This window comes from Streptomyces sp. LZ34, assembly GCF_053890475.1.
In genome coordinates this window covers 2,028,172-2,048,144 of sequence record NZ_CM132680.1, presented here as the reverse complement: position 1 = coordinate 2,048,144, position 19,973 = coordinate 2,028,172, and the positions used below count along the sequence as shown (strand labels likewise).

Here is a 19,973-nt window from a genome sequence, read left to right as displayed (position 1 = left end):
TCCAGAAAGCGCTTGCTCCGCCCTGCCGCCGACCGGTGTGTGAGGAGGCGTCACTCCAGCGATGCGCGGGCGCAGGGCGGGGAGCCGACCCCCACACAGGAGATGACGAGATGGGACGCAGAGCCGTACCTTCCCCTCACCGGACACGGGCAGCCGCGACCGGCGCCGTGGCGCTCCTCGCTCTCGCCGCCGGGCCGAGTCCGTCGGCCGTCGCCGCGGCGATCCCCGGCCCCGCGGAGCCGACCGCCGCCGGGGCCCCGCCGCGGATCGCGGCCTGCGGCGACGGCTCGTACCAGGCGGAGGCCGTGCTGAGCGGCAGTACCTGGACCGCGCGGCACGGGAGCGGCGTCGTGTACACGGGCACCGATATGCGGGCCGCGATGCAGGCGGCGATCAACAGTCTGACGGCCGGCCGCACCTCCAAGGAGCGCGTCGTCGTCCGTGGCTCCGGCTCCGTCAGCGCCAACTCACGGGTCTCGCTGCCCAGTTACACGGCGCTGGACGTCTGCGGCACGATCAATGTCACCGGCAGCGGCTCCGGGGATCAGGCGCCGGTCTACGCCCGTGGCGCACGGGACATCGAGATCCAGAACCTCAAGGTCACCGGCAGCCCGCTGTACGGGATCTTCCTGCGCAACGTCCAGAACGTGGTGCTCGGCCAGATCGACATGCGCCTGTCGGCCGGCCTCGGGGTCAGGATCGACAACCGCGGCGACACCAGTCAGTGGACGAAGAACGTCAGGATCGACAACGTCTACGTCTCCGGGGCCTCCAGCCACGCGGTGGAGACATACGGTGTGGACGGCATCACCATCGGCACGGTCACCGCGCGGAACGTGGGCGAGTCGGGCCTGCTGCGCAATCAGACCATCAACGCCACCGTCACCAAGGTCGACGCGGACAACGCGGGCGCCGGCACCGGCTATGCGGCCTTCCGCATGGCCAACCGCAATGGCCGTGTCGGCAGCGGCTATCCCACCAATATCCGGGTGGGCGAGGTCATCGCGCGCGGCGGCGGGCGCGGAGTGTTCTGTGTCTCCGAGAGCGGGGGCGCGGTCATCGACAAGGTGACGATCTCGAATACCGGCAATAACGCGATCCTGGTGGAGAACTGCTACAACGTGAACCTCGCCGCACAGAGCGGCACCGTCACCGGCGGAGGCGAGATCCGGCTCGCCGCACGCACGGAGTTCGCCAACAACCGGGACATCACCGTCCAGAACCTCACCGTGACCAACTCGGCCATCAGGGAGAGCCCCTGCGGCGAGAACACCGAGTTCCGCAACAACCGGCTGGTGAACAGCGCCCAGAGCATCTGCTGAACCGCCCGGGGCGAGCGTACGTACGGCGACGGTGCCCCGGGGCCCGTCAGGTGTGAGCGGCGGCCGCTGCCTCGGCCGCCGCGGCACGCTCCTCGCCCTTGCGCTGCGACCGCTTGGCGTACCAGCCCGTCCACAGGGCGAGGGCGCCGAGCACGCCATAGATCAGGACCGGGCTGACGACCACCATGGTGTCGGTGGGCAGTGAGTAGGCCAGCGCGACCCGGACCCCGGCCTCCAGCAGGTACGCCACGCCCCAGACCGCCGTCATCGTCGTCATGGTCCTGCGGAACCCCTCGAACTGCCACAGGCCGTTCCACCAGGCGGTGCTCGCCTCGGTGCCGTCGGTGGCGAACTTGCGCCCGAAGTAGAACATCAGCGGGCGCGGCGCCAGCAGCGTCGCCAGGCACAGCAGCCCGAACAGGCCCGTCACGCCCGAGTCCTTGATCAGCAGAGCACGGGCCGAGTGGGCGCCGACCAGCGACACCACGGCCGTGATCACGAGGAACACCAGGGTGACGATGGCGAATTCGTCGAGGTGGCGGCGCCACACGAGATGGACGGCGCTGTCGAGCACCGGCCAGGCACCGCTGGCCAGAAGCGCGGCGAATTCGCTCCAGCCGTGGTCGTGGAGCGCGTTGTACGTGATGATCGGGGCGACGACGTTGAGGGCGATGGTGAGAGCCCAGCCGAGAGCGGCGGCGCCCCTGGAACGAGCGGGCGGCGCCGGGCGTTCGTCGGGCCGCGCCGACTGCGTGTCGGGTGCGCTCTGAGCGCTCTGCGTGGTCGTGTCCTGACTGGTCACAGTTCCCCCGTAAGACGTGCTTGGTGGTGCGGCAAGGAGACTAGGGCAGGCGCGCGGCGGGGGCCAGTTCCGGCTTGCCAAATGTCACCAAAATATGGGCGGAAGGTCCTCATCGGGTGACCGGCCAAGCGGTGGTCGCCCCAAGAGCGAGCGGCCACGCGGATGCGTCACCTCGCCGGGTGCGGTCCGGTCCTGCGGCACTTCCCGTCGGCTATTTGTCGAAATTCCCGTCAAAGCGCATCGGCTAATTCACCAACAGAATCACCTTGCATCTTCGGAGAACCCCAGCAAAATAGCGGTCATTGGGCTCATCCTGTAAGGAGCACTGGTTTGCATTTCAGCGTATTGGGTCCGCTTCAGGTGCTGTCCCTCGGCCGGCCCGTCGCCATTGGCGGCCCGAAGCAGCAGGTACTGCTCGCGCTGCTGCTCGCCCGCTCCGGCAGCACCGTACCGGTGCCGCAGATCGTGGATACGCTCTGGCCGCGCAGGCCACCGCGGACCGCGTTGGCGCAAATCCACAGCCGTATCTCCTCATTCAGACACATCCTCGGCCCGGAGACCATCAAAACGGTCCCGTCCGGCTATTCCCTGACGCCGTCCCCGGGCTCGATCGACGCCCAGGTCTTCGAGGAGGAGGTCAGCCGGGCCATCGCGCTGCGGGCGGCCGGGCGGCACGGCGAGGCCACGGCCGTGCTGCGGACCTGCCTGGGCAGATGGCGCGGCCCGTCGGCGTTCCAGCACCTGGAAGGCGAGCCCTTCGACCGCGAGGCCGGCCGGCTGGAAGAGCTGCGCCTCTTCGCCCTGGAGCACCGGATAGGGGCCGACCTGGAGACACGGGACGCCGCCGAGCTGGTGCCCGAACTGGTCGATCTCGTCGCGGCCCACCCCACCCACGAGCGCCTCCACCATCACCTGATGCTCGCCCTCGACCGCAGCGGCCGGCGCAGCGACGCGCTGAACGTCTATCTCTGCCTCCAGCGGCGGCTGGCCGCCGAGCTGGGCACCGACCCCGCCGAGGACCTCCAGCACCTCTATCACCAGCTGCTCTCCATGGACCGCGGCGCGCCCGCGGCCGACCAGCGGCAGGGGCGGGCCCGGCTCACAGCCACCGCGGCCCGGCCGGACCGCACCGGCCCCGCGGGCCCCTTCGTGAACCAGCTGCCCCCGGACATCCCCGACTTCATCGGGCGCGGCCGGGAGCGGCGGCTCGTCGTCGACACGCTCACGGCCGGCTCCGCCGCGCGGCCGGGCACCGCGGCGCGCGCCGTCATCGTCAGCGGCATGACCGGGGTGGGCAAGAGCGCGCTGGCGGTCCACACCGCACATCTGACGCGCGACAGCTTCCCCGACGGCCTGCTGTACATCGACGGGTCCGCCTTCCCGCGCACCGAGGAGGGCCTGCGGGGCGTCCTGGGGCGGCTGCTGCACGGCCTGGGCGTTCCGGAGGAGGAGCAGCCCGGCTCCTGGGCCGTGCGGCAGGACGTGTACCGGAGCCTCATCGCCACCCGCCGGGTCATGGTGCTCATCGACAACGTCACCGAGGCGGACGACCTGCGGGCGGTCATCCCCACCGGGGGCGGCTCCGCGATGTGCGTCACGACACAGGTGTCCCATCTCGCCGTCGACGGCGCCGTCCGGGTGCCGCTCGATGTGCTGGGCGCCGAGGAGTCCCGCGCGCTGCTGTCCTCCGGGCTGTGCCCCGGGAGGTTCGAGGAGCAGGGCCGACAGCTCGACGAGGTGCTCGCGCTGTGCGGAGGGCTGCCGGCCGCCCTCCGCGCGGTCGGCAATGTGCTCGCGGCCCGGCCCCACTGGTCCCTGGAGCATGTCGCCTCCTCCCTCACCGGCGCCCGGAATCCGGCGAGTCGGCTGAGCCTGCCGGGACGCAGCCTGGCCGACGCCTTCGACGAGGCGTGCGGCCGGCTCACCGAGGAGAGCAGGCGCGCCCTGACGGCCCTGGCCGCGTTGGACGCGGAGCGGCTGACGCCCGGCACGGCCGGCCCGCTCCTCGGCTGTTCCGGTACGGCCGCGGCCGCCCTCCTCGACGAGCTGACGGACCGCAATCTGCTGCGCCCCGTACGCGCCGCGCGCCCGCGGGAGTGGGCCTACGCCATGCACGCGTTACTGCGCGAGCATCTTCGCGCCACGCTTCCCGACACGCCTTCCGGCACGCCTTCCGACGCGCTTCCCGACTCCGCGTATCGCGGCAATTGCGGTCAGTTCCACTTCGGATACCGGACCGCCCGGGACGTTATCGCCGGGGGGCCGGGGTTCTCCGGCGATACGCGGCGGACGGATAGAGCGGAGGTAGGGATTCCGTAGCGGCGCGCGTTAACGTCCGGGTGTTTCCGCGGAACGCGGCTGTGGGCCGGGTACCGCACGCCCTGTACACCGATTTCATAAAGGGGAGACTCTTATGAACAGCACCGTGACTGCCTGGAAGGACGCCACGTACCGCGAGGGCCTCGCGGTGGACCCGGGCCACCCGGCGGGCGTGGTGGACCTGACCGCCGACCTCGCCGACGAGGGCACCTCCGTGGCCGCCGTGACCCTCTCCACGCAGCCCTTCTTCCAGTGCTGCGGCTGACCCTGGCAGCACCCGCAGCACTCCGCAGTGACCGCCCGTAGCGACGGCCACCGCACCCATTGAAGCCGGCGCCGGCCCGTTCCGTACGGGCCGGCGCCGGTCTGCCGCGCGGACGCGTACGCGCGGCGTACGCGGAGTCGTACGAGGAGGCGTACGAGGCAGACCCGCATCCGGCCGGTGCTTCCCGCTACGAAAGGACATCCGATGCCGCTCAGCCGTCCGCCCGGCGAGCACACCGCCGCTCCGGCCCCGGACTCGCCCCCGGCCCCCGACCCGACCGCGGTCCCGGCCCCAGGCCTGGCCCCCGGCTTCTGGGCCGCGGGATGCTACCTGCGGGAACGCGTCACCCCTTCCTCCGCACCACCGCCGCCCACGGCCCCGGCCCCGGCGGCGGACCGGCTCGCCGGCTGGCGGGCGCTCGCGCCCTTTCGCGGCCCGGACGAGCGCTTCGTCGACGGACTCCGCTCGGTCGCGGTCACGGCGCCGGTGCTGCACCGGCTGCTCGGCGAGGACCCCACGGCGCTCGCCGCCCGGCTGCCCCGCCGCCCCGCGTGGGCGCGGCAGGTGCGCTCCGCACGCCCGGCCCCCGCCCCGCCCGGCACGGAACCGCTGCCGGGCCTCCTGCGTGTCGCCGAACCCCTCGTCCGGCAGGCGCAGCGGCGGATGCGCACGGCCCTGCGCCGCCTCGGCCCGTTCCCCGCGGAACTGGACGGGCTGTGCGAAGCCCTGTCCACGAGCGTGCCGCTGGCCCGGCTGGCCATGGTGCTGAAGCCCACCATGATCCTGGAGATCAACGTGGCGCGCGTCGAGGGCCGACTGGCGTCCGGAAGGACCGGCGAGGAGCGCTACCGCCTCTTCGTCGACTCTCTCACCAGCCCCCGGGAGCAGCACCGCCTGTGGACGGAGTACCCGGTGCTGGCCCGGTGCGTGGCCGAACTGCTCGACAGCTGGGTGGCGAGCCGTACGCGCTTCGCCCGGCATCTGCGCGACGACCTCGGCGAGCTGTGCGACGACCTGCTGTCCGGCGCCCGTCCGGGCGGCGTGGCGGCGGTGCGCTTCGGCCACGGCGACGTTCACCGCCGGGGCAGCTCGGTGTGCCGCGTCGACTTCCACGACGCGCCGTCGGTGTTCTACAAACCGCGGTCGCTCGCCGTCGACGAGCAGTTCGCACGCGTCCTGCACCGCTTCAACGAGGACAGCCCGTACGCCGTGCGCACCCCGCGCACACTGACCCGCGCGGACCACGGCTGGGCGGAGTGCGTGACGGCCCGGCCCTGCCCGGCGGCCCAGGACGTGGCCGGCTTCTACTGGCGTACCGGCGCGCTGCTGGCCCTGGTGCACGCGCTGGGCGGCACCGACTTCCACCACGAGAACATCATCGCCGCCGGCGAACACCCGGTGCTCGTCGACCTCGAAGCGCTGCTGCACCCCCGCGCCCCCGAGCGCGGGGGAGACGGCGCCGGGAAGCGGGAGCCGGACGAGCCGGCCCTCGTCGCGCTGCGCGAATCGGTGCGGGCCACCGCGCTGCTGCCCACCAAGGTGGTGCTGGACCGGACCGCGGCGGGCGCGCCCGCCGCGGACTACAGCGGACTGAACGGAGCCCAGGACCAGCCGTCCGTCGTGCCGGTGCCCGTCGAGAAGAACCCGGGGACCGACGAGGTGCACATCGTGTGGGAACACGTGGCCACCGCCGGTGGGGAGAACCGGCCGCGGCTGCCCGACGGCACGCCCGCCGACCCCGCGGACCACACCCCCGATGTGCTGGCGGGTTTCCGCTTCGGCTACGACTGGATCAGCGCCCGGCGCGCGGAACTCCTGGCCCCCGGCGGCCTGGTGGCCGGCTTCGCCGGCACACCCGTGCGCTTCCTGCCCAGGGCGAGTTTCGTCTACGCCAAGGTGCTCGCCGAGAGCACCCACCCGGACTTCCTGCGGGACGCGCTGGAACGGGAGCGCAGCACGGCCCGGCTGGTCGCGGGACGGTACGCGGGAGCCGCGGGCGAAGCGGTCGTACGCGCCGAGATGGACGCGGTGCTGCGCGGGGACATCCCGCTGTTCGAGGCACTGCCGGGGTCGCGGAAGCTGCTGCTCGACGACGGGCGGTCCGTGCCCGGGTTCTTCGACGAGCCGGCGCTCGGCGCGGTGCGCCGCCGCATCGAGGCCATGGGCCCCGAGGACCGGGAGTTCCAGGAGCGGATCATCGCCGGGTCCTTCGTCGGCAGCGTCGATGTGAGCCTGCTGGAAGAGCGGCCCGCCGCGGTCCTCGGCCGGGCGAGGCCGCGGCCCCGTACCGCCGACGCGGCGGAACTCGTCGCCGCCGCCACCGCGATCGGCGACCGGGTACGGCACCTCGCGATCGTCCGGGAGGGGCGGGTCGGCTGGGTCGCACCGCAGCCGGTGGCGCACGGGGTCTGGGACCTCGCCCCGCTCGGCGAGGACCTCTACTCGGGACTCTCCGGCATCGGTCTCTTCCTCGCCCGGCTGGGCCGGATCAGCGGCCAGCGGCGTTTCACCCAGCTGGCGTTGGACGTCGCCGACGAGGTGGTCCGCCGGATCCACGCGAACGCCGCCGCCCAGGCCCGCGGCGGAGCGGGCCGCGGCGAGGACCCGGACATCGGAGCGTTCGGCGGCTGGATGGGGCCGCTGTACTTCCTGGCGCACCTCGACCGGCTGCTGGGCGGCACACCGCATCTGGCCGCGGTGCGCGAGCCGGCGCTGTCCGCCGCGGAACGGGCCCTGGGCAGCGCCAAGGCGTTCGACGTCGTGGCCGGCTCGGCGGGCTGCGCCCTGACCCTGCTCACCCTGATCGACGCCGGGCACGACCTCGACGGACGAGCGGCGGCCCTCGCCCGCGCCGCCGCCCGCCACCTGGTCACCGGCGCCGTCCCCGGCTCCACCGGGCGCGGTCTGACCTGGGAACACCACCAGATCGACAGCAACCGGCCGCTCACCGGCTTCGCCCATGGAACGGCGGGCATCGTGACCGCCCTGGCCCGGCTGCACCCCCTCGCGCCCGACGAGGGCTGCGCCGAGGCGGTGGCCGGCGGGCTGGCGTACGAGACGGAGGTGTTCGACACCGAGGCGGGGAACTGGCCCGACTTCCGCACCGAGGCCGTGTCCCCCTTCCGGTCGCTGTGGTGCCACGGGGCCGCGGGCATCGGCATGTCCCGGCTCGACCTGATCGGCAGGCCCGGGACCGCCGGCCGGGAGGAGGAGCTGGCCGCCCAGGCCATGGCGGCGCTGCGGCTCGACGGCGCCGGCGCCCACCGCCTCACGGGCCGCGGCAGCGACAGCATGTGCCACGGCGATCTCGGCAACCTCGAACTCCTCCTGCTGGCCGAGCGGAGCGGCCGGTCCGAGCCCGGTGCGCTGATGCGGTTGCTGGGGGAGAAGCTCGACGCCGCCGCGGTCCACGGCTGGGTGTGCGGTTCGCCGACCCGGAGCGAGACGCCGGGCCTGCTGACGGGCATCTCGGGGGTGGGGCACCAGCTGCTGCGCTTCGCCTGCCCGGACCAGGTGCCCTCCGTCCTGCTGCTGCACCCGCCGGTGCCGGGGCGCCCCCGCCGGTGAGGCCAGGGCCCCGTGCGATGATCGAGGCGGGCGCTGATCTCTTCGGGAGATGGCCCGCAACGGCTCGTCCTTCGGGGAGTGGGTATGGATCTGCGGCAGATGGAGGTCGTCGTCGCGGTCGCCGAGGAAGGCGGGTTCACCGCGGCGGCGCGGCGGCTGCACGTGGTGCAGTCGGCGGTGTCCGGTACGGTGCGCGCGCTGGAGAAGGAGATGGGGACCCGGCTCTTCGACCGCACCACGCATCGGGTCGCCCTCACCTCGGCCGGTGAGGCGTTCGTGCCCGCCGCCCGCGCGGCGTTGCGGGCGGCGGAGCAGGCACGGGCGGCGGTCGACGTCGCGCGGGGCGAGCTGCGGGGGCAGGTCACGGTCGGCACGATGCAGGGTGTCTGGGTCGGCCTGCACCGTGCGCTGGCCCGGCTGCGGGCGGAACACCCACGGGTGGCCGTCCGGCTCCGGCAGGGGCCGGTGGCCGACATCCGGGATGCGCTGCGCGACGGCTCGGTGGACCTGGCCGTGGTGGCCCTCGACCGCCAGCAGCAGCGGGGGCTGGTAACCCGGCCGCTGGTGCGTGAGGAGATGGTGCTCGCGGCCTCGCCGGCGCGTGGCTTCGCCCAGGACGACCAGGTCACCTTCGCCGAGGTCGCCCGGATGCCGTTCATCGACTTCACGCCCGGCTGGGCGATCCGCTCCGCGGTGGACCGGGCCTTCCGGGCCGCCCTGGCCGAGCGCGGCACCGAATTCGAGGTCAACGACATCGTCGCGGCGTCCGAACTGGTCCGGCACGACCTCGGGGTGTGTGTCATGCCGGAGTCGATCGCCGCTCGCTTCCCCGACCTGGCGCTGCGCAGATTCGCCCGGAACCCGCCGCGCTGGCACGTGATGGTGGTGCGGCCCCGGGGCGAGACGCCTCCGGCGGCCGCCGCGCTGCTGCGCCACATCACCTGACGCCGACGGCCGCGGGCCGCGAGCCCCGGCCCGGCGCCTCGCCCTTCTGGCGCAGGGGCCCGAGGCGCGCGCTACCGCGGTTCGCTCCTGGGCAATGCCCCGTGCGCTGGTGGACACACCGCCGGTGCCGCGCGCGTCTACGGTCGGGGCGCGGCGGCTTCGACAGCGGTCCCGCGAGCCGACATCGAGCTGACATCGAGGGGATGGACGGGCATGAGCGAGCAGACGGACGTGGTCGTGGTCGGCCTGGGGCCGGGCGGGGAGTACGTCGCGGGCACGCTGGCCGAGGCCGGTCTCGACGTGGTCGCGGTGGAGGCCGAACTCGTCGGAGGCGAGTGCCCGTACTGGGGCTGTGTGCCCAGCAAGATGATGATCCGTGCGGGCAATCTGCTCGCCGAGGCCCGCCGTGTCCCCGGCCTCGCCGGGGACGCCTCCGTCCGCCCGGACTGGGGCCAGGTGGCCGCGCGTATCCGGGACGAGGCCACCGACGACTGGAACGACCAGGTGGCGGCCGACCGGCTGACCGGCAAGGGCGGGCGGCTGGTCCGCGGCGTCGGGCGGCTGACCGGTCCGCGCGAGGTGTCCGTCGACGGCCGCGCCTTCCGGGCCCGGCGGGGCGTGGTCCTGGCCACCGGCGGCCGACCCCGGATCCCCCCGGTCCCGGGGCTGGCCGCCACCCCGTACTGGAGCAACCGGGACGCCGTGGCGGCGAAGGAACTGCCCGCCTCGTTGACCGTGCTGGGCGGCGGCAGCATCGGGGTGGAGCTCGCCCAGGTCTTCGCGCGCTTCGGGTGCCGCGTCACCGTCGTCGAGGGCCAGGACCGGCTGCTGTCGGCGGAGGAGCCGGAGAGCGGGCGGCTTGCCGCGGACGTCCTGCGAGCCGAGGGCGTGACCGTGCTGACGGCCGTCCGGGCCGAGCGGGTGAGCCACGACGGCGCGGTGTTCACCGTCCACCTCGACAACGGGGAGGCGGTCGACGCCGAGCGGCTGCTGGTCGCCACCGGCCGCGGCGTCGAGCTGGCCGGGCTGGGCGTGGAGACCGCTGGTGTCGACCCGACGGCCGCGGCGGTGCCCACCGATGGGCGGATGCGCGCCGGCGAGGGTCTGTGGGCGGTCGGGGACATCACCGGCCGGGGTGCCTTCACCCATGTGTCGATGTACCAGGCGCGGATCGCGGTCCGGGACATCCTCGGGCAGCCCGGCCCCGAGGCCGACTACCGGGCGCTGCCCCGTGTGGTGTTCACCGACCCGGAGATCGGCGCGGTGGGGCTCACCGAGCGGCGCGCCCGCGACCAGGGCCTGCGGGTGAACACCAGCGTTCTCCCGATGTCCTCCTCCACCCGGGGCTGGATCCACAAGGCGGGCAACGAGGGCTTCGTCAAGCTGGTCCAGGACGCCGACCGCGGCGTCCTGGTCGGTGCCACCTCGGCGGGGCCCGCGGGCGGCGAAGTGCTGTGCGGCCTGGGGGTCGCCGTCCACGCGAGAGTGCCCGTCGATCGACTCAGGAACATGATCTATGCCTATCCCACCTTCCACCGGACCGTCGAAGCCGCCCTCGCGGCCCTGGACTGACCGGTGCGCCGCGGCCCCTTGGACAGCCGCGTGAGGCGGACGCGGCGGGCGTTCGAGGGGAACGACCTCGCCGTCATCGCGCTGGGATACGTCGTGATGCGCACCGCGCTGGCCGGGCTGTGGCTGCGCGCCGCGCGGGCCGACCCCGCCCGGCGCCGGACCACCCTGCGCTTCGCCTGCGGAGTGGTGGCCTGCCAGGTCGGCTGGGTGGTGTCGCTGTTCCTCCCGGAGCGGGCGCAACTGCCGGGATGACCCCCTGGCATCCGCGCCACATCGCCGAGCGCTACGAACTGTTCACGCTGATCGTGCTCGGCGAGTCCGTCGCCGCCGCCACGGCCGCGGTCCGCACCGCCTTCGACGCGCACCGCGGCACCGGGCCGCTGTGCGTGGTGGCGGCGGGCGGGCTGCTCATGGTCTTCGCCATGTGGTGGCTGTATTTCGCCCGGCCCGCGCACACCCTGCTCGCCACCACGCACCAGGCCCCCGGCAGAAGATTCCTGTGGGCCTACGGCCACTATCTGATCTTCGGTTCGGCGGCCGCCGTCGGGGCGGGCCTGGCGGTGAGCGCCGACCAGGTCACCCACCGCGCGGACGTGTCCCCGCAGGCCGCCGGTGCCATGGTGGCCATCCCGGCGGCCGTCTTCCTGCTCACCGTGTGGGCGCTGCATCTGCGGCCCCACCACCGGCGCGCCGCCGAGTCCGTGCCCTTCCTCCTCGCCGCCGTCCTCGTCCTCCTGACCGCCTTCTCCCCGGCGCCGGCCCTGGGCACGGGGATCGTCCTGGCGGCGCTGGCCGCGGTCGCCACGGCGACCTGCGGCGGCCGGGCCGCAGGCGTCAGCCCGCCGCGCGGACGGCCTCGAGAATGAGGTCCGCGACGGCCTTCGGCTGGGACACCGCGACGGCGTGCGAGGCGCCTTCGACCTCGACGACGGTCGCTCCCGCCCGCCTCGCCGCGAAGCGCTGCACCTCGGGGTTGATGGCCTGGTCCGCGTCGGCCACCACCGCCCAGGAGGGCTTGGTCTTCCAGGCGGTGGTCCGGGCCGGCTCGTCGAACGCCGCGGCGGCGAGCGGGCGCTGCGCCGCCGCCAGGACCTTGGTGACCTCCTCGGGTACGTCGGCGGCGAACACCGACGGGAAGGCCTCGGGCACGATGGTGAGCTCCACCGCGGGCTCGGCGCCCTCGACCGGGAAGGTCGCGGGGCGCAGGTTGTCCGCCAGCGGCGGTGCGGGGAAGCGCCCCTGCAGCTCGCCCAGGCTCTCCCCCTCCTCCAGGACGTACGCGGCGACGAACACCAGCCCGACGACGTTCTCGGCGGCCCCGGCGACGGTGATGACCGCACCGCCGTAGGAGTGGCCGACCAGGATGACGGGGCCGTCGATCTGGGCGGCGGCGGAGGCGACATACGCGGCGTCGGACGCCAGGCCCCGCAGCGGGTTGGGCGGCGCCACCACGGATACGCCGTGGCTCTGGAGCTCGCGGATGACGCCGGACCAGCTGGCCGCGTCGGCGAACGCGCCGTGGACCAGAAGAACGGTCGGAGCGGTAGGTGAAGTCATGTCGGATCCCCTTCTCAGCGCTTCTTGAGCGCAGCGCCCAGCGTGTCTGCGGCCAGCTTGATGGCGGCCTGCGCGGCATGGGTCCCGCGCAGGGCGTTGAGCATGACGAAGTCGTGGATGATGCCCTGGAAACGCACGGCGGTGACCGGGACACCGGCCTCGCGGAGCTTGTTGGCGTACGCTTCGCCCTCGTCCCGGAGGACGTCCGCCTCGGCGGTGATGACCAGGGCCGGAGGCAGATCGGTGAGCTGCTCCGTGGTGGAGCGGAGCGGGGAGGCGGTGATCTCGGCCCGGTGCGTCTCGTCGGTGGTGTACTGGTCCCAGAACCACTGCATGCCGTCCCGGCGCAGGAAGTACCCGGTGGCGAACTGGTGGTACGAGCCGGTGTCGAAGTTCGCGTCCGTGACCGGGTAGAACAGCACCTGCTGGACCAGCGGCACATCGCCGCGCTCCTTGGCCATCAAGGTCAGCGCCGCGGTCATGTTGCCGCCGACGGAGTCCCCGGCCACGGCCAGACGGGTGCCGTCAAGACCCTTGGATCCGCCCTCCCGGACCACCCACTGGGCGACCGCGTAGTTCTGCTCGATGGCCACCGGGTACCGGGCCTCCGGCGACCGGTCGTACTCGGAGAAGACCACGGCCGCGCCCGCGCCGACGGCGAGTTCGCGCACCAGGCGGTCATGGGTGTGGGCGTTGCCGAACACCCACCCCGCTCCGTGGATGTACAGGATGACCGGCAGTTCCCCGGTGGCACCCGCCGGCTTGACGATCCGGGCCCGGACACTGCCCGTGGGACCACCGGCCACGGTGATCCACTCCTCGTCGACCTCCGGCTTGTCGATCTCGCCGGACTGCACCTCGTCGACCGCCGCCCGGCCCTCCGCCGGGGGCAGGTCGAAGAGGTACGGCGGCTTGGCGGTGGCTTCGGCGAAGGCGGCCGCGGCCGGTTCCAGGACGGGCTGGACCGGCACGAAGGCGTCGGACATCTGGTTCTCCAGAGTGGTGCGGGGATGCGAATGAGAATTCCGGGAAGAACGCGAAAATCTCCCCGGTTGCTGGGTCACCCTAGAGTCGGCCGGTGGATGTCTCTTGCCCGTCAGCGCACCGAGTCTTTCCCCACAGCGCCATTCGTGGGGACGCGGCGCCGCCCCGTGCGCTGTCGGACCGAAAGCAGTGCGCTGCCGGGCCATACGGGGGCGCCGGCGAGCCCTAATGTCCTGAAGGAACGGCCGAGTGGGACCGGTCCGGTAAAGCCCGTCGACTATTCCAGCCCATTCGACCGCTGCCACCTTCCGCATATGACGGAATCCCGACATCGTCATTTGGAGTCTGCCGAGGTGCCTACAATGCCGGTCGGCGGGTTGGTTCCCCGCGCCGCCGACGATGCCGCGGACGTGATCGTCCGCAATGCCAAGATCTATACCGGAGACAGCGGCCGCCCGCACGCCGGAGCCCTGGCCATCCGCGACGGCCTCGTCACGGCCGTCGGGGACGACGCGGAGATCGCGCCCTTCGTCGGCCCGGCCACCACCGTGGCCGACGCACTCGGCCGACGCGTGATCCCGGGGCTCAACGACGCCCATCTGCACGTGATCCGGGGAGGCCTCAACTATGTCCTTGAGCTGCGCTGGGACGGCGTGCCCACGCTGCGTCAGGCCCTGGCGATGCTGCGGGAGCAGGCGGTCCGCACCCCGAAGGGGCAGTGGGTGCGGGTGGTGGGAGGGTGGTCGGCCGAGCAGTTCGCCGAACGGCGGCTGCCTACCCCCGCCGAGCTCAACGCCGCCGCACCGGACACCCCGGTCTTCGTCCTGCATCTGTACCAGTCTGCGATCCTGAACCGGGCGGCGCTCCGCGCCGTCGGCTACACCAAGGACACCCCCGCCCCCCGGGGCGGCCAGATCGTACGGGGCAGGAACGGCGAGCCCAACGGCGTGCTGCTGGCCGCTCCCAGCGCTCTGATCCTCTACTCCACGCTCGCCAAGGCCCCGTTGCTGGACGGGGAGCACAAGAAGACCTCGACCCGCCACTTTCTGCGCGAGCTGAACCGCTTCGGGCTGACCTCCGCGATCGACGCCGCCGGGGGGTTCCAGAACTTCCCCGACAACTACGGCACCGTCACCGAGCTGGCCAGGGACGGGGAGCTGACGCTGCGTATCGCCTACCACCTGTTCCCGCAGACCGCCGGCCAGGAGCTCGACGACCTCGCCCGCTGGATCGAGATGGTCCGTCCCGAGGACGGGGACGAGTGGCTACGGCTGAACGGCGCCGGCGAGAACCTGACCTGGGCCGCCGCCGACTTCGAGAACTTCGCCGAGCCCCGCCCGGAGCTGAGCGGCGACTACGAGGCCGCGTTCGAGAAGGCGGTACGCCTCCTCATGGAGCACGGCTGGGGCTTCCGTCTGCACGCCACCTACGACGAGACCATCAGGCGCGACCTGGCGGTGTTCGAGAAGCTCGCCGCGGAGGGTCTCTTCCCGGCCGGGAACAGATGGCTGTTCGACCACGCGGAGACCGTGTCCCCAGACAGCCTCGACCGCGTCGCGGCCCTGGGCGGGGCGATGTCCGTGCAGAACCGGATGTCGTTCCAGGGCGAGGTGTTCGCGCGCCGGTACGGCCTCGGCGCCGCCGCCGAAGCTCCGCCGGTACGGGCCATGCTGGAGCGCGGGCTGACCGTCGGCGCCGGCACCGACGCCACCCGGGTGTCCTCCTACAACCCCTGGGTCGCGCTGCACTGGCTGGTCTCCGGCCGGACCCTCGGCGGTTCGGCCCTCCGGCCGCCGCAGAACCGGGTCGACCGGGAGACCGCACTCGCCATGTACACCCGGGCCGGTGCCGCTCTGACCGGCGAGCAGGACGTCAAGGGCATCCTGCGGGAGGGCTTCTTCGGCGACCTCGCGATCCTGTCCGACGACTACTTCACCGTGCGGGAGCGGGACATCCCGCACATCGAGTCGCTGCTGACCGTCGTCGGCGGCCGGATTGTCCACGCCGAGGCGGAGTACGAGGGGATGGCGGAGGAGATCCCGGCCGTCAGCCCCGAGTGGAGCCCGGTGGCGCACTTCGGCGGCTATCGGGCCATCGGGGGATCCGGTGGCTCCGGCGCCCGTCAGGCGGAGCTGCTGGGCCAGGCCGCCGCCGAGTCGGAACTCCACTGGCAGTGGCGCGTCCGGCGCGGACTGGCCGCGGAGGCCCGCCCCGAGTCGTACGACCCCTGCTTCGTCCTCTGACGGTTTCTCACACCGTCCAGACACCTCCTGACACTGCCCAGAAACGTCCAGAAACGTCCAGAATCGAAGGGAAACCGCGATGGTCGACATCAACGAGGTCAGCGCCGTACCGAGCCCGGACCTGCTCACCCCGGACAACGCCGTGGTGCTGTTCGTGGACCACCAGCCGCAGATGTTCTTCGGCACCGGCAGCGGCGACCGCACCGCGATCATCAATGCCACCGTCGGCCTGGCCAAGGCGGCCAAGGTCTTCGATGCGCCGGCGGTCCTGACCACCGTGGCCGCCGAGTCCTTCTCCGGCCCGATCCTGCCGCAGCTGGCGGAGGTCTTCCCCGACGCCAAGATCATCGACCGTACCTCGATGAACGCCTGGGAGGATCCGGCGCTCGTCGAGACGGTGAAGGCCACCGGCCGTACCAAGGTGGTCATCGCCGGGCTGTGGACCGAGGTCTGCCTGGTGCTGCCCGTGCTGTCCATGATCGCCCAGGGCTATGAGGTCTATGTCGTCTCCGACGCCTCGGGCGGTGTCACCCCCCAGGCCCACGAGCACGCGCTCCAGCGGATGATCCAGGCCGGCGCGGTGCCGGTGACCTGGGTGCAGGTACTGCTGGAGCTGCAGCGCGACTGGGCCAGGACGGAGACCTACGGCCCCGTCACGGAGGTCGTGAAGGAGCACGCCGGCGCCTACGGCCTCGGTGTCTTCTACGCGCAGTCCATGATCGACGCCCACGCGGCCGGCTGACCCCGGCTCCCGACACCGGTCACGAGACCAGGAACAGGAACACAACACGATGGACACCGGACTGCTGATCCTCCGGGTGGTGGTGGGCCTGCTCATCGCCGGCCACGGAGTGCAGAAGGTGAGCTTCCGCCTCGGCGGCCATGGTCTGGCAGGGGGAACCGAGGAGTTCCGGCACGACGGGTTTCGCGGTGGTTCCCTCACCGCGCTCGCCGCGGGCGCCGGCCAGATCGGTTCGGGCCTGTTCCTGGCCCTCGGGGCACTCACGCCGATGGTGGCCATGGTCGCCATCGGTGTGATGACCGTCGCGATCACCGTCAAGTGGCCGCACGGACTGTGGGTGCAGAACGACGGCTACGAGTACCCCCTGGTGCTGGTCGTCGTCAGCGCGGCGCTGTCCTTCACGGGCTCGGGCCGGTGGTCCGCCGACCACGCGATGGGCCTGGACTGGCCGGTGTGGCTGTCGTCGGCGACGGTCGTGCTCGGCCTGGCCAGCGGCCTGCTCACCCGCCTGGTCCTGCACCGTTCAGCCACCGAGGAGAGGACGACGGCCGATGCGCGCACTGCTGACTGACGCGGCCCGCACCCTCGTGCCGCCCCGCGCGGACCGGCACGGCCCGCTGCCGCCGCTGATGCTGACCCTGACCCTGGTCACCGGCGTGGTCGACGCGGTGAGCTACCTGGGACTCGGGCATGTCTTCGTCGCCAACATGACGGGCAATGTGGTCTTCCTCGGCTTCGCCCTGGCGGGCGCCCAGGGACTCTCCGCCCTGGCGTCCCTCGTCTCCCTGGTGGTGTTCCTGACCGGCGCGCTCGCCGGAGGCCGGCTCGCGACCCGGCTGGCGGCGCATCGCGGACGGCTGCTGGCCGTCTCCACCGGCATCCAGACGGTCCTGGTCGGCGCGGCCGCAGCCACCGCGGCCGTCGCCGACGGCCGGGTCACCACCGCAGTCGAGTACGTCCTGATCGTGCTGCTGGGCCTGGCCATGGGGCTACAGAACGCCGTGGCCCGGCGCCTCGGCGTCCCCGACCTGACCACCACCGTCCTCACCCTCACCTTGACCGGGCTCGCCGCCGACTCCACCCCGGCCGGGGGCACGGCGCCACGGCCCGGCCGGCGGATCCTGTCCGTACTGGCGATGTTCCTCGGGGCCCTGGTCGGCGCCCTGTTGGTGCTGCACACACATCTCGCGGCGGCCCTCGGGCTGGCCCTGCTGCTGCTCCTGGTCACCGCGGTGGTCACCCACCGCGTCTCGACCGCCGACGCCCACTGGGCCCCGCCGACGACCTGAGTGCCGCCGGTCAGCCGGCGGCGCCCTGCCATTCGCTGGGGGACATCCCGTAGGTGGCCCGGAACACCCGGCTGAAGTGCGTCGGGCTGATGAACCCCCAGCGGCGGGCCACCGCCGCGATGGTCTGGCGCCCCCGGGCCAGGACCAGTTCGCGCTGGCACTTCTCCAGCCGGCGGCGCCGTATCCAGCGCCCGACCGTGGTGCCCTCGTCCCGGAAGAGCTTGTGCAGATAGCGCACCGAGATGTGGTGGGCGCGGGCGATGGCCTCCGGCGAGAGGTCGGGGTCGGAGAGGTGCTGGGTGATGAAGCGCTGGATCTTCAGCAGCAGCGCCCGGCGCGCGTCCGCGATATCGGCGGGCGGCGGGGCGAGCTGCTCCATGGCGAGGGTGGCCAGGAGATCCAGCGCGTTGCGGGCGACGACTTCGCCGACGGCGGGAGCGGCGGAGGTCACCATCTCGGCCAGCTCGGACAGGAACGGCGACACCAGGGAGCCGAGCAGTGATCCGCCGCGGACGGGAGCCGCCGTGATCCGGCGCAGGTCGTGCTTCTCGACGCCGAGCAGATGCCGCGGCAGCAGGAAGATCTTCAGCCGGGAACCGGCGGGCATCTCCAGCAGGTGGGGGAGTTCGGCGTCGTAGAAGAGGATGTCCCCCGGGTACAGCAGCGTCTCCGGTCCGGCGGGCCCGGTGGAGCCACCGCCTGCGCCCCGCAGCCCCACGAAGAGATAGTCGCCCCGGTCGTGTGCGACCAGACGGGGGCCACGGCGCGGAGGCTCGTCGGACACGACCGATACGGCCGTCTCCGGATCCGACCGGCCGTCGCCGAGGGACATCCGCGCCGCGGCCTCCATGACGGCGATGTCCAGACCGACGGACATCCAGAACCGCGCGCCCTCATACCCGGCGACGGTTCCGGGGGTCTCCTCCTGCGGATCCGCGGTGCGGCCGATTCTCACTTGCGCCTTCACCGGCACCCGACGAATGGCCCCCGCCCTCTGCTTTTGTCGCCGGGGGGAGGGCCTTGTTCTTTTCGCAAGTGACCGTACAAGCACAGGAAGTACAAAAAAGTGTCACTTCAGTGACCATGGTTGGCGTCCCGCTCCCGAAGGTGAACGCCCGGTGCGGTCCGCTGCTCGGACTCCTCGTCGAGCCCCGTGGCATAGGCGCGCAGCAGGTCGTGGACGGAGTACCGGCCGGGGCTCGGCTCGGCGACCAGGTGGGCCCGGGTGAGCTCGGCGAGCAGCAGATCGCTCTCCTGATCGGTGAGTCCGGCGAGGTCGGCCACGGCGGGCGCCGAGAGGTCGGGGCCAGCGCTGGAGACCTACCGCGCCGCCGTCGCCCGGCTCGCGGACGAACTGGGCCTGGCCCCGGGACGGGAGCTGTCCGACGCCCACTCGGCGGTGCTGCGCGAGCCCCGGCCGGCTGCGCGCCCCGCCGCGGGCTCCGGGGCCGCGCTCGGCGGGGAGCCGGCGGACGACGGGCTCCTGTCGGCGATCCCGCTGTCGGCCATCCCTTGCCGGGGGACGGGTACTCCGAGCCGCGGCCCGCCCAGTTGCCACAGGACCTGCCGGCTTTCTCCGGCCGGCGTGCCCAGCTGGCGAAGCTGTCCGCCTTGCTGCCGGAGGAAAGCCGGCGGCTCGACTCAGCGGCTCGTCCAGCGGGCTCGCGGCGGCGGCCGCCCGCAACTTCGGCGCGGGCGATCTGCGGGTCGATGCCCTGCTCCGCCGCCGCGTCGAGCGGGACGTGCGACAGCGAGCAGGAGGCGGCCACATCGACCCGGCCGGCGAGGCCCAGGAGCGCGCCGAGGGTGGACAGCGCTCCACCAGCCGCCGGGTGATGGACGGGGCCGGCAGGGCGTCGCCCGTGTCGACCAGCTGTACGGCCGCCGCCAGGTGTTCGGGGGTGACATCCTTCAGCAGGAAGCCGCTGGCCCCGACGGACAGCGCCGTGCCCGACGCGCACTGACAGGTGCTGATGCCTGCCGAGGGCAGTGACATCATCGCCCATCAGGACCTCGCGCCATGGAATCTCGTGGTCGGCGACGAGGACCAGTGGGCCTTCATCGACTGGGACACCGCCGGCCCAGGTTCCCGCCTGCGGGATGTCGCGTACGCCATGCACGATTTCCTGCGCGACCAGGCCGCCCGGGGCAACCAGCCGTGGGCGGCCTGGTGGGCCGAGGGACACAGGGACGCCTGGCGAAGCGACGCCGAATACATCGAGCAGCGCGAAGACCAGTGGGCGCGCGCCCTGCTCGACGCTGCAACCGTCGCAGGGCGGCGATGGCTTGCAACCCGATGTGCGCACTCCTTGTTCATAGACGTCAACGGTTGGGTTGCTGCACGATGACGCGCAGATAGCTGATCA

Annotated in this window: 16 protein-coding genes and 3 pseudogenes; 13 read left to right on the top strand and 6 right to left on the bottom strand. The window is 72.7% G+C overall.

The features are described from left to right. The first annotated feature begins 110 nt into the window (after positions 1-110). Positions 111-1,322, top strand: coding sequence for a hypothetical protein (locus tag ACWY4P_RS07235; protein WP_456209302.1), 1,212 nt, complete (start codon positions 111-113; stop codon positions 1,320-1,322). Positions 1,323-1,368: 46 nt separating this feature from the next. Here the strand turns inward: ACWY4P_RS07235 and ACWY4P_RS07230 are convergent, their stop codons facing one another. Next, a complete protein-coding gene (locus tag ACWY4P_RS07230; RefSeq protein ID WP_456212841.1) occupies positions 1,369-1,995 on the bottom strand; it encodes a VC0807 family protein in 627 nt (208 codons plus the stop codon). A 459-nt stretch (positions 1,996-2,454) separates the two neighbouring features. Between ACWY4P_RS07230 and ACWY4P_RS07225 the strand changes: the two genes are divergently transcribed. From ACWY4P_RS07225 to ACWY4P_RS07200, 6 genes and pseudogenes are all read left to right on the top strand, one after another. Further along, complete coding sequence (locus tag ACWY4P_RS07225; RefSeq protein WP_456209301.1) at positions 2,455-4,443, top strand: BTAD domain-containing putative transcriptional regulator; 1,989 nt, start codon at positions 2,455-2,457, stop codon at positions 4,441-4,443. 94 nt (positions 4,444-4,537) lie between these two features. Then, the gene (locus ACWY4P_RS07220) at positions 4,538-4,708 is read left to right on the top strand and encodes a mersacidin/lichenicidin family type 2 lantibiotic (protein WP_014181724.1); all 171 of its coding nucleotides are present in this window, start codon (positions 4,538-4,540) and stop codon (positions 4,706-4,708) included. Positions 4,709-4,912: 204 nt separating this feature from the next. Continuing rightward, on the top strand, positions 4,913-8,275 hold the full coding sequence (locus tag ACWY4P_RS07215) for a type 2 lanthipeptide synthetase LanM family protein (RefSeq protein ID WP_456209300.1): 3,363 nt from the start codon (positions 4,913-4,915) through the stop codon (positions 8,273-8,275). An 84-nt stretch (positions 8,276-8,359) separates the two neighbouring features. Then, a complete protein-coding gene (locus ACWY4P_RS07210) occupies positions 8,360-9,220 on the top strand; it encodes a LysR family transcriptional regulator (protein WP_456209299.1) in 861 nt (286 codons plus the stop codon). A gap of 213 nt (positions 9,221-9,433) precedes the next feature. Next, positions 9,434-10,792, top strand: coding sequence for a dihydrolipoyl dehydrogenase family protein (locus ACWY4P_RS07205; protein WP_456209298.1), 1,359 nt, complete (start codon positions 9,434-9,436; stop codon positions 10,790-10,792). A 96-nt stretch (positions 10,793-10,888) separates the two neighbouring features. After that, positions 10,889-11,658: pseudogene (locus ACWY4P_RS07200) on the top strand (low temperature requirement protein A). Here the strand turns inward: ACWY4P_RS07200 and ACWY4P_RS07195 are convergent. Further along, on the bottom strand, positions 11,627-12,349 hold the full coding sequence (locus ACWY4P_RS07195; RefSeq protein ID WP_456209297.1) for an alpha/beta fold hydrolase: 723 nt from the start codon (positions 12,347-12,349) through the stop codon (positions 11,627-11,629). The pseudogene ACWY4P_RS07200 and the gene ACWY4P_RS07195 sit on opposite strands and share 32 nt — an antisense overlap. Positions 12,350-12,363: 14 nt before the next feature. Continuing rightward, positions 12,364-13,335, bottom strand: coding sequence for an alpha/beta hydrolase (locus ACWY4P_RS07190; protein ID WP_456209296.1), 972 nt, complete (start codon positions 13,333-13,335; stop codon positions 12,364-12,366). 360 nt (positions 13,336-13,695) lie between these two features. Between ACWY4P_RS07190 and ACWY4P_RS07185 the strand changes: the two genes are divergently transcribed. The 4 genes from ACWY4P_RS07185 (at position 13,696) to ACWY4P_RS07170 (ending at position 17,607) form a co-directional block, all read left to right on the top strand. Further along, the gene (locus ACWY4P_RS07185) at positions 13,696-15,576 is read left to right on the top strand and encodes an amidohydrolase (RefSeq protein WP_456212840.1); all 1,881 of its coding nucleotides are present in this window, start codon (positions 13,696-13,698) and stop codon (positions 15,574-15,576) included. 79 nt (positions 15,577-15,655) lie between these two features. Further along, on the top strand, positions 15,656-16,318 hold the full coding sequence (locus tag ACWY4P_RS07180) for a hydrolase (RefSeq protein WP_456209295.1): 663 nt from the start codon (positions 15,656-15,658) through the stop codon (positions 16,316-16,318). A 49-nt stretch (positions 16,319-16,367) separates the two neighbouring features. Beyond that, the gene (locus tag ACWY4P_RS07175; RefSeq protein ID WP_456209294.1) at positions 16,368-16,889 is read left to right on the top strand and encodes a DoxX family protein; all 522 of its coding nucleotides are present in this window, start codon (positions 16,368-16,370) and stop codon (positions 16,887-16,889) included. Continuing rightward, positions 16,870-17,607, top strand: a complete 738-nt coding sequence (locus ACWY4P_RS07170; protein WP_456209293.1) for a YoaK family protein — start codon at positions 16,870-16,872, stop codon at positions 17,605-17,607. Before ACWY4P_RS07175 ends, ACWY4P_RS07170 begins: the two co-directional genes overlap by 20 nt. Before the next feature lie 10 nt (positions 17,608-17,617). On the opposite strand, the gene ACWY4P_RS07165 is transcribed toward ACWY4P_RS07170, so the two are convergent. Further along, the gene (locus ACWY4P_RS07165) at positions 17,618-18,562 is read right to left on the bottom strand and encodes a helix-turn-helix domain-containing protein (RefSeq protein WP_456209292.1); all 945 of its coding nucleotides are present in this window, start codon (positions 18,560-18,562) and stop codon (positions 17,618-17,620) included. Between the two features lie 119 nt (positions 18,563-18,681). Beyond that, positions 18,682-18,891 (bottom strand): hypothetical protein, encoded by a 210-nt coding sequence (locus ACWY4P_RS07160; protein ID WP_456209291.1) that lies wholly within the window; start codon positions 18,889-18,891, stop codon positions 18,682-18,684. Here ACWY4P_RS07160 and ACWY4P_RS07155 point away from each other — a divergent pair. After that, positions 18,869-18,952, top strand: a pseudogene (locus ACWY4P_RS07155) (hypothetical protein); the annotation flags it as partial. The gene ACWY4P_RS07160 and the pseudogene ACWY4P_RS07155 overlap by 23 nt on opposite strands. Positions 18,953-19,420: 468 nt before the next feature. Here the strand turns inward: ACWY4P_RS07155 and ACWY4P_RS07150 are convergent. Beyond that, positions 19,421-19,552 (bottom strand): annotated as a pseudogene (locus tag ACWY4P_RS07150) (DNA-binding response regulator); the annotation flags it as partial. A 28-nt stretch (positions 19,553-19,580) separates the two neighbouring features. Between ACWY4P_RS07150 and ACWY4P_RS07145 the strand changes: the two are divergent. Then, positions 19,581-19,955, top strand: coding sequence for a phosphotransferase (locus ACWY4P_RS07145; RefSeq protein ID WP_456209290.1), 375 nt, complete (start codon positions 19,581-19,583; stop codon positions 19,953-19,955). The last annotated feature ends 18 nt before the right edge of the window (positions 19,956-19,973 follow it).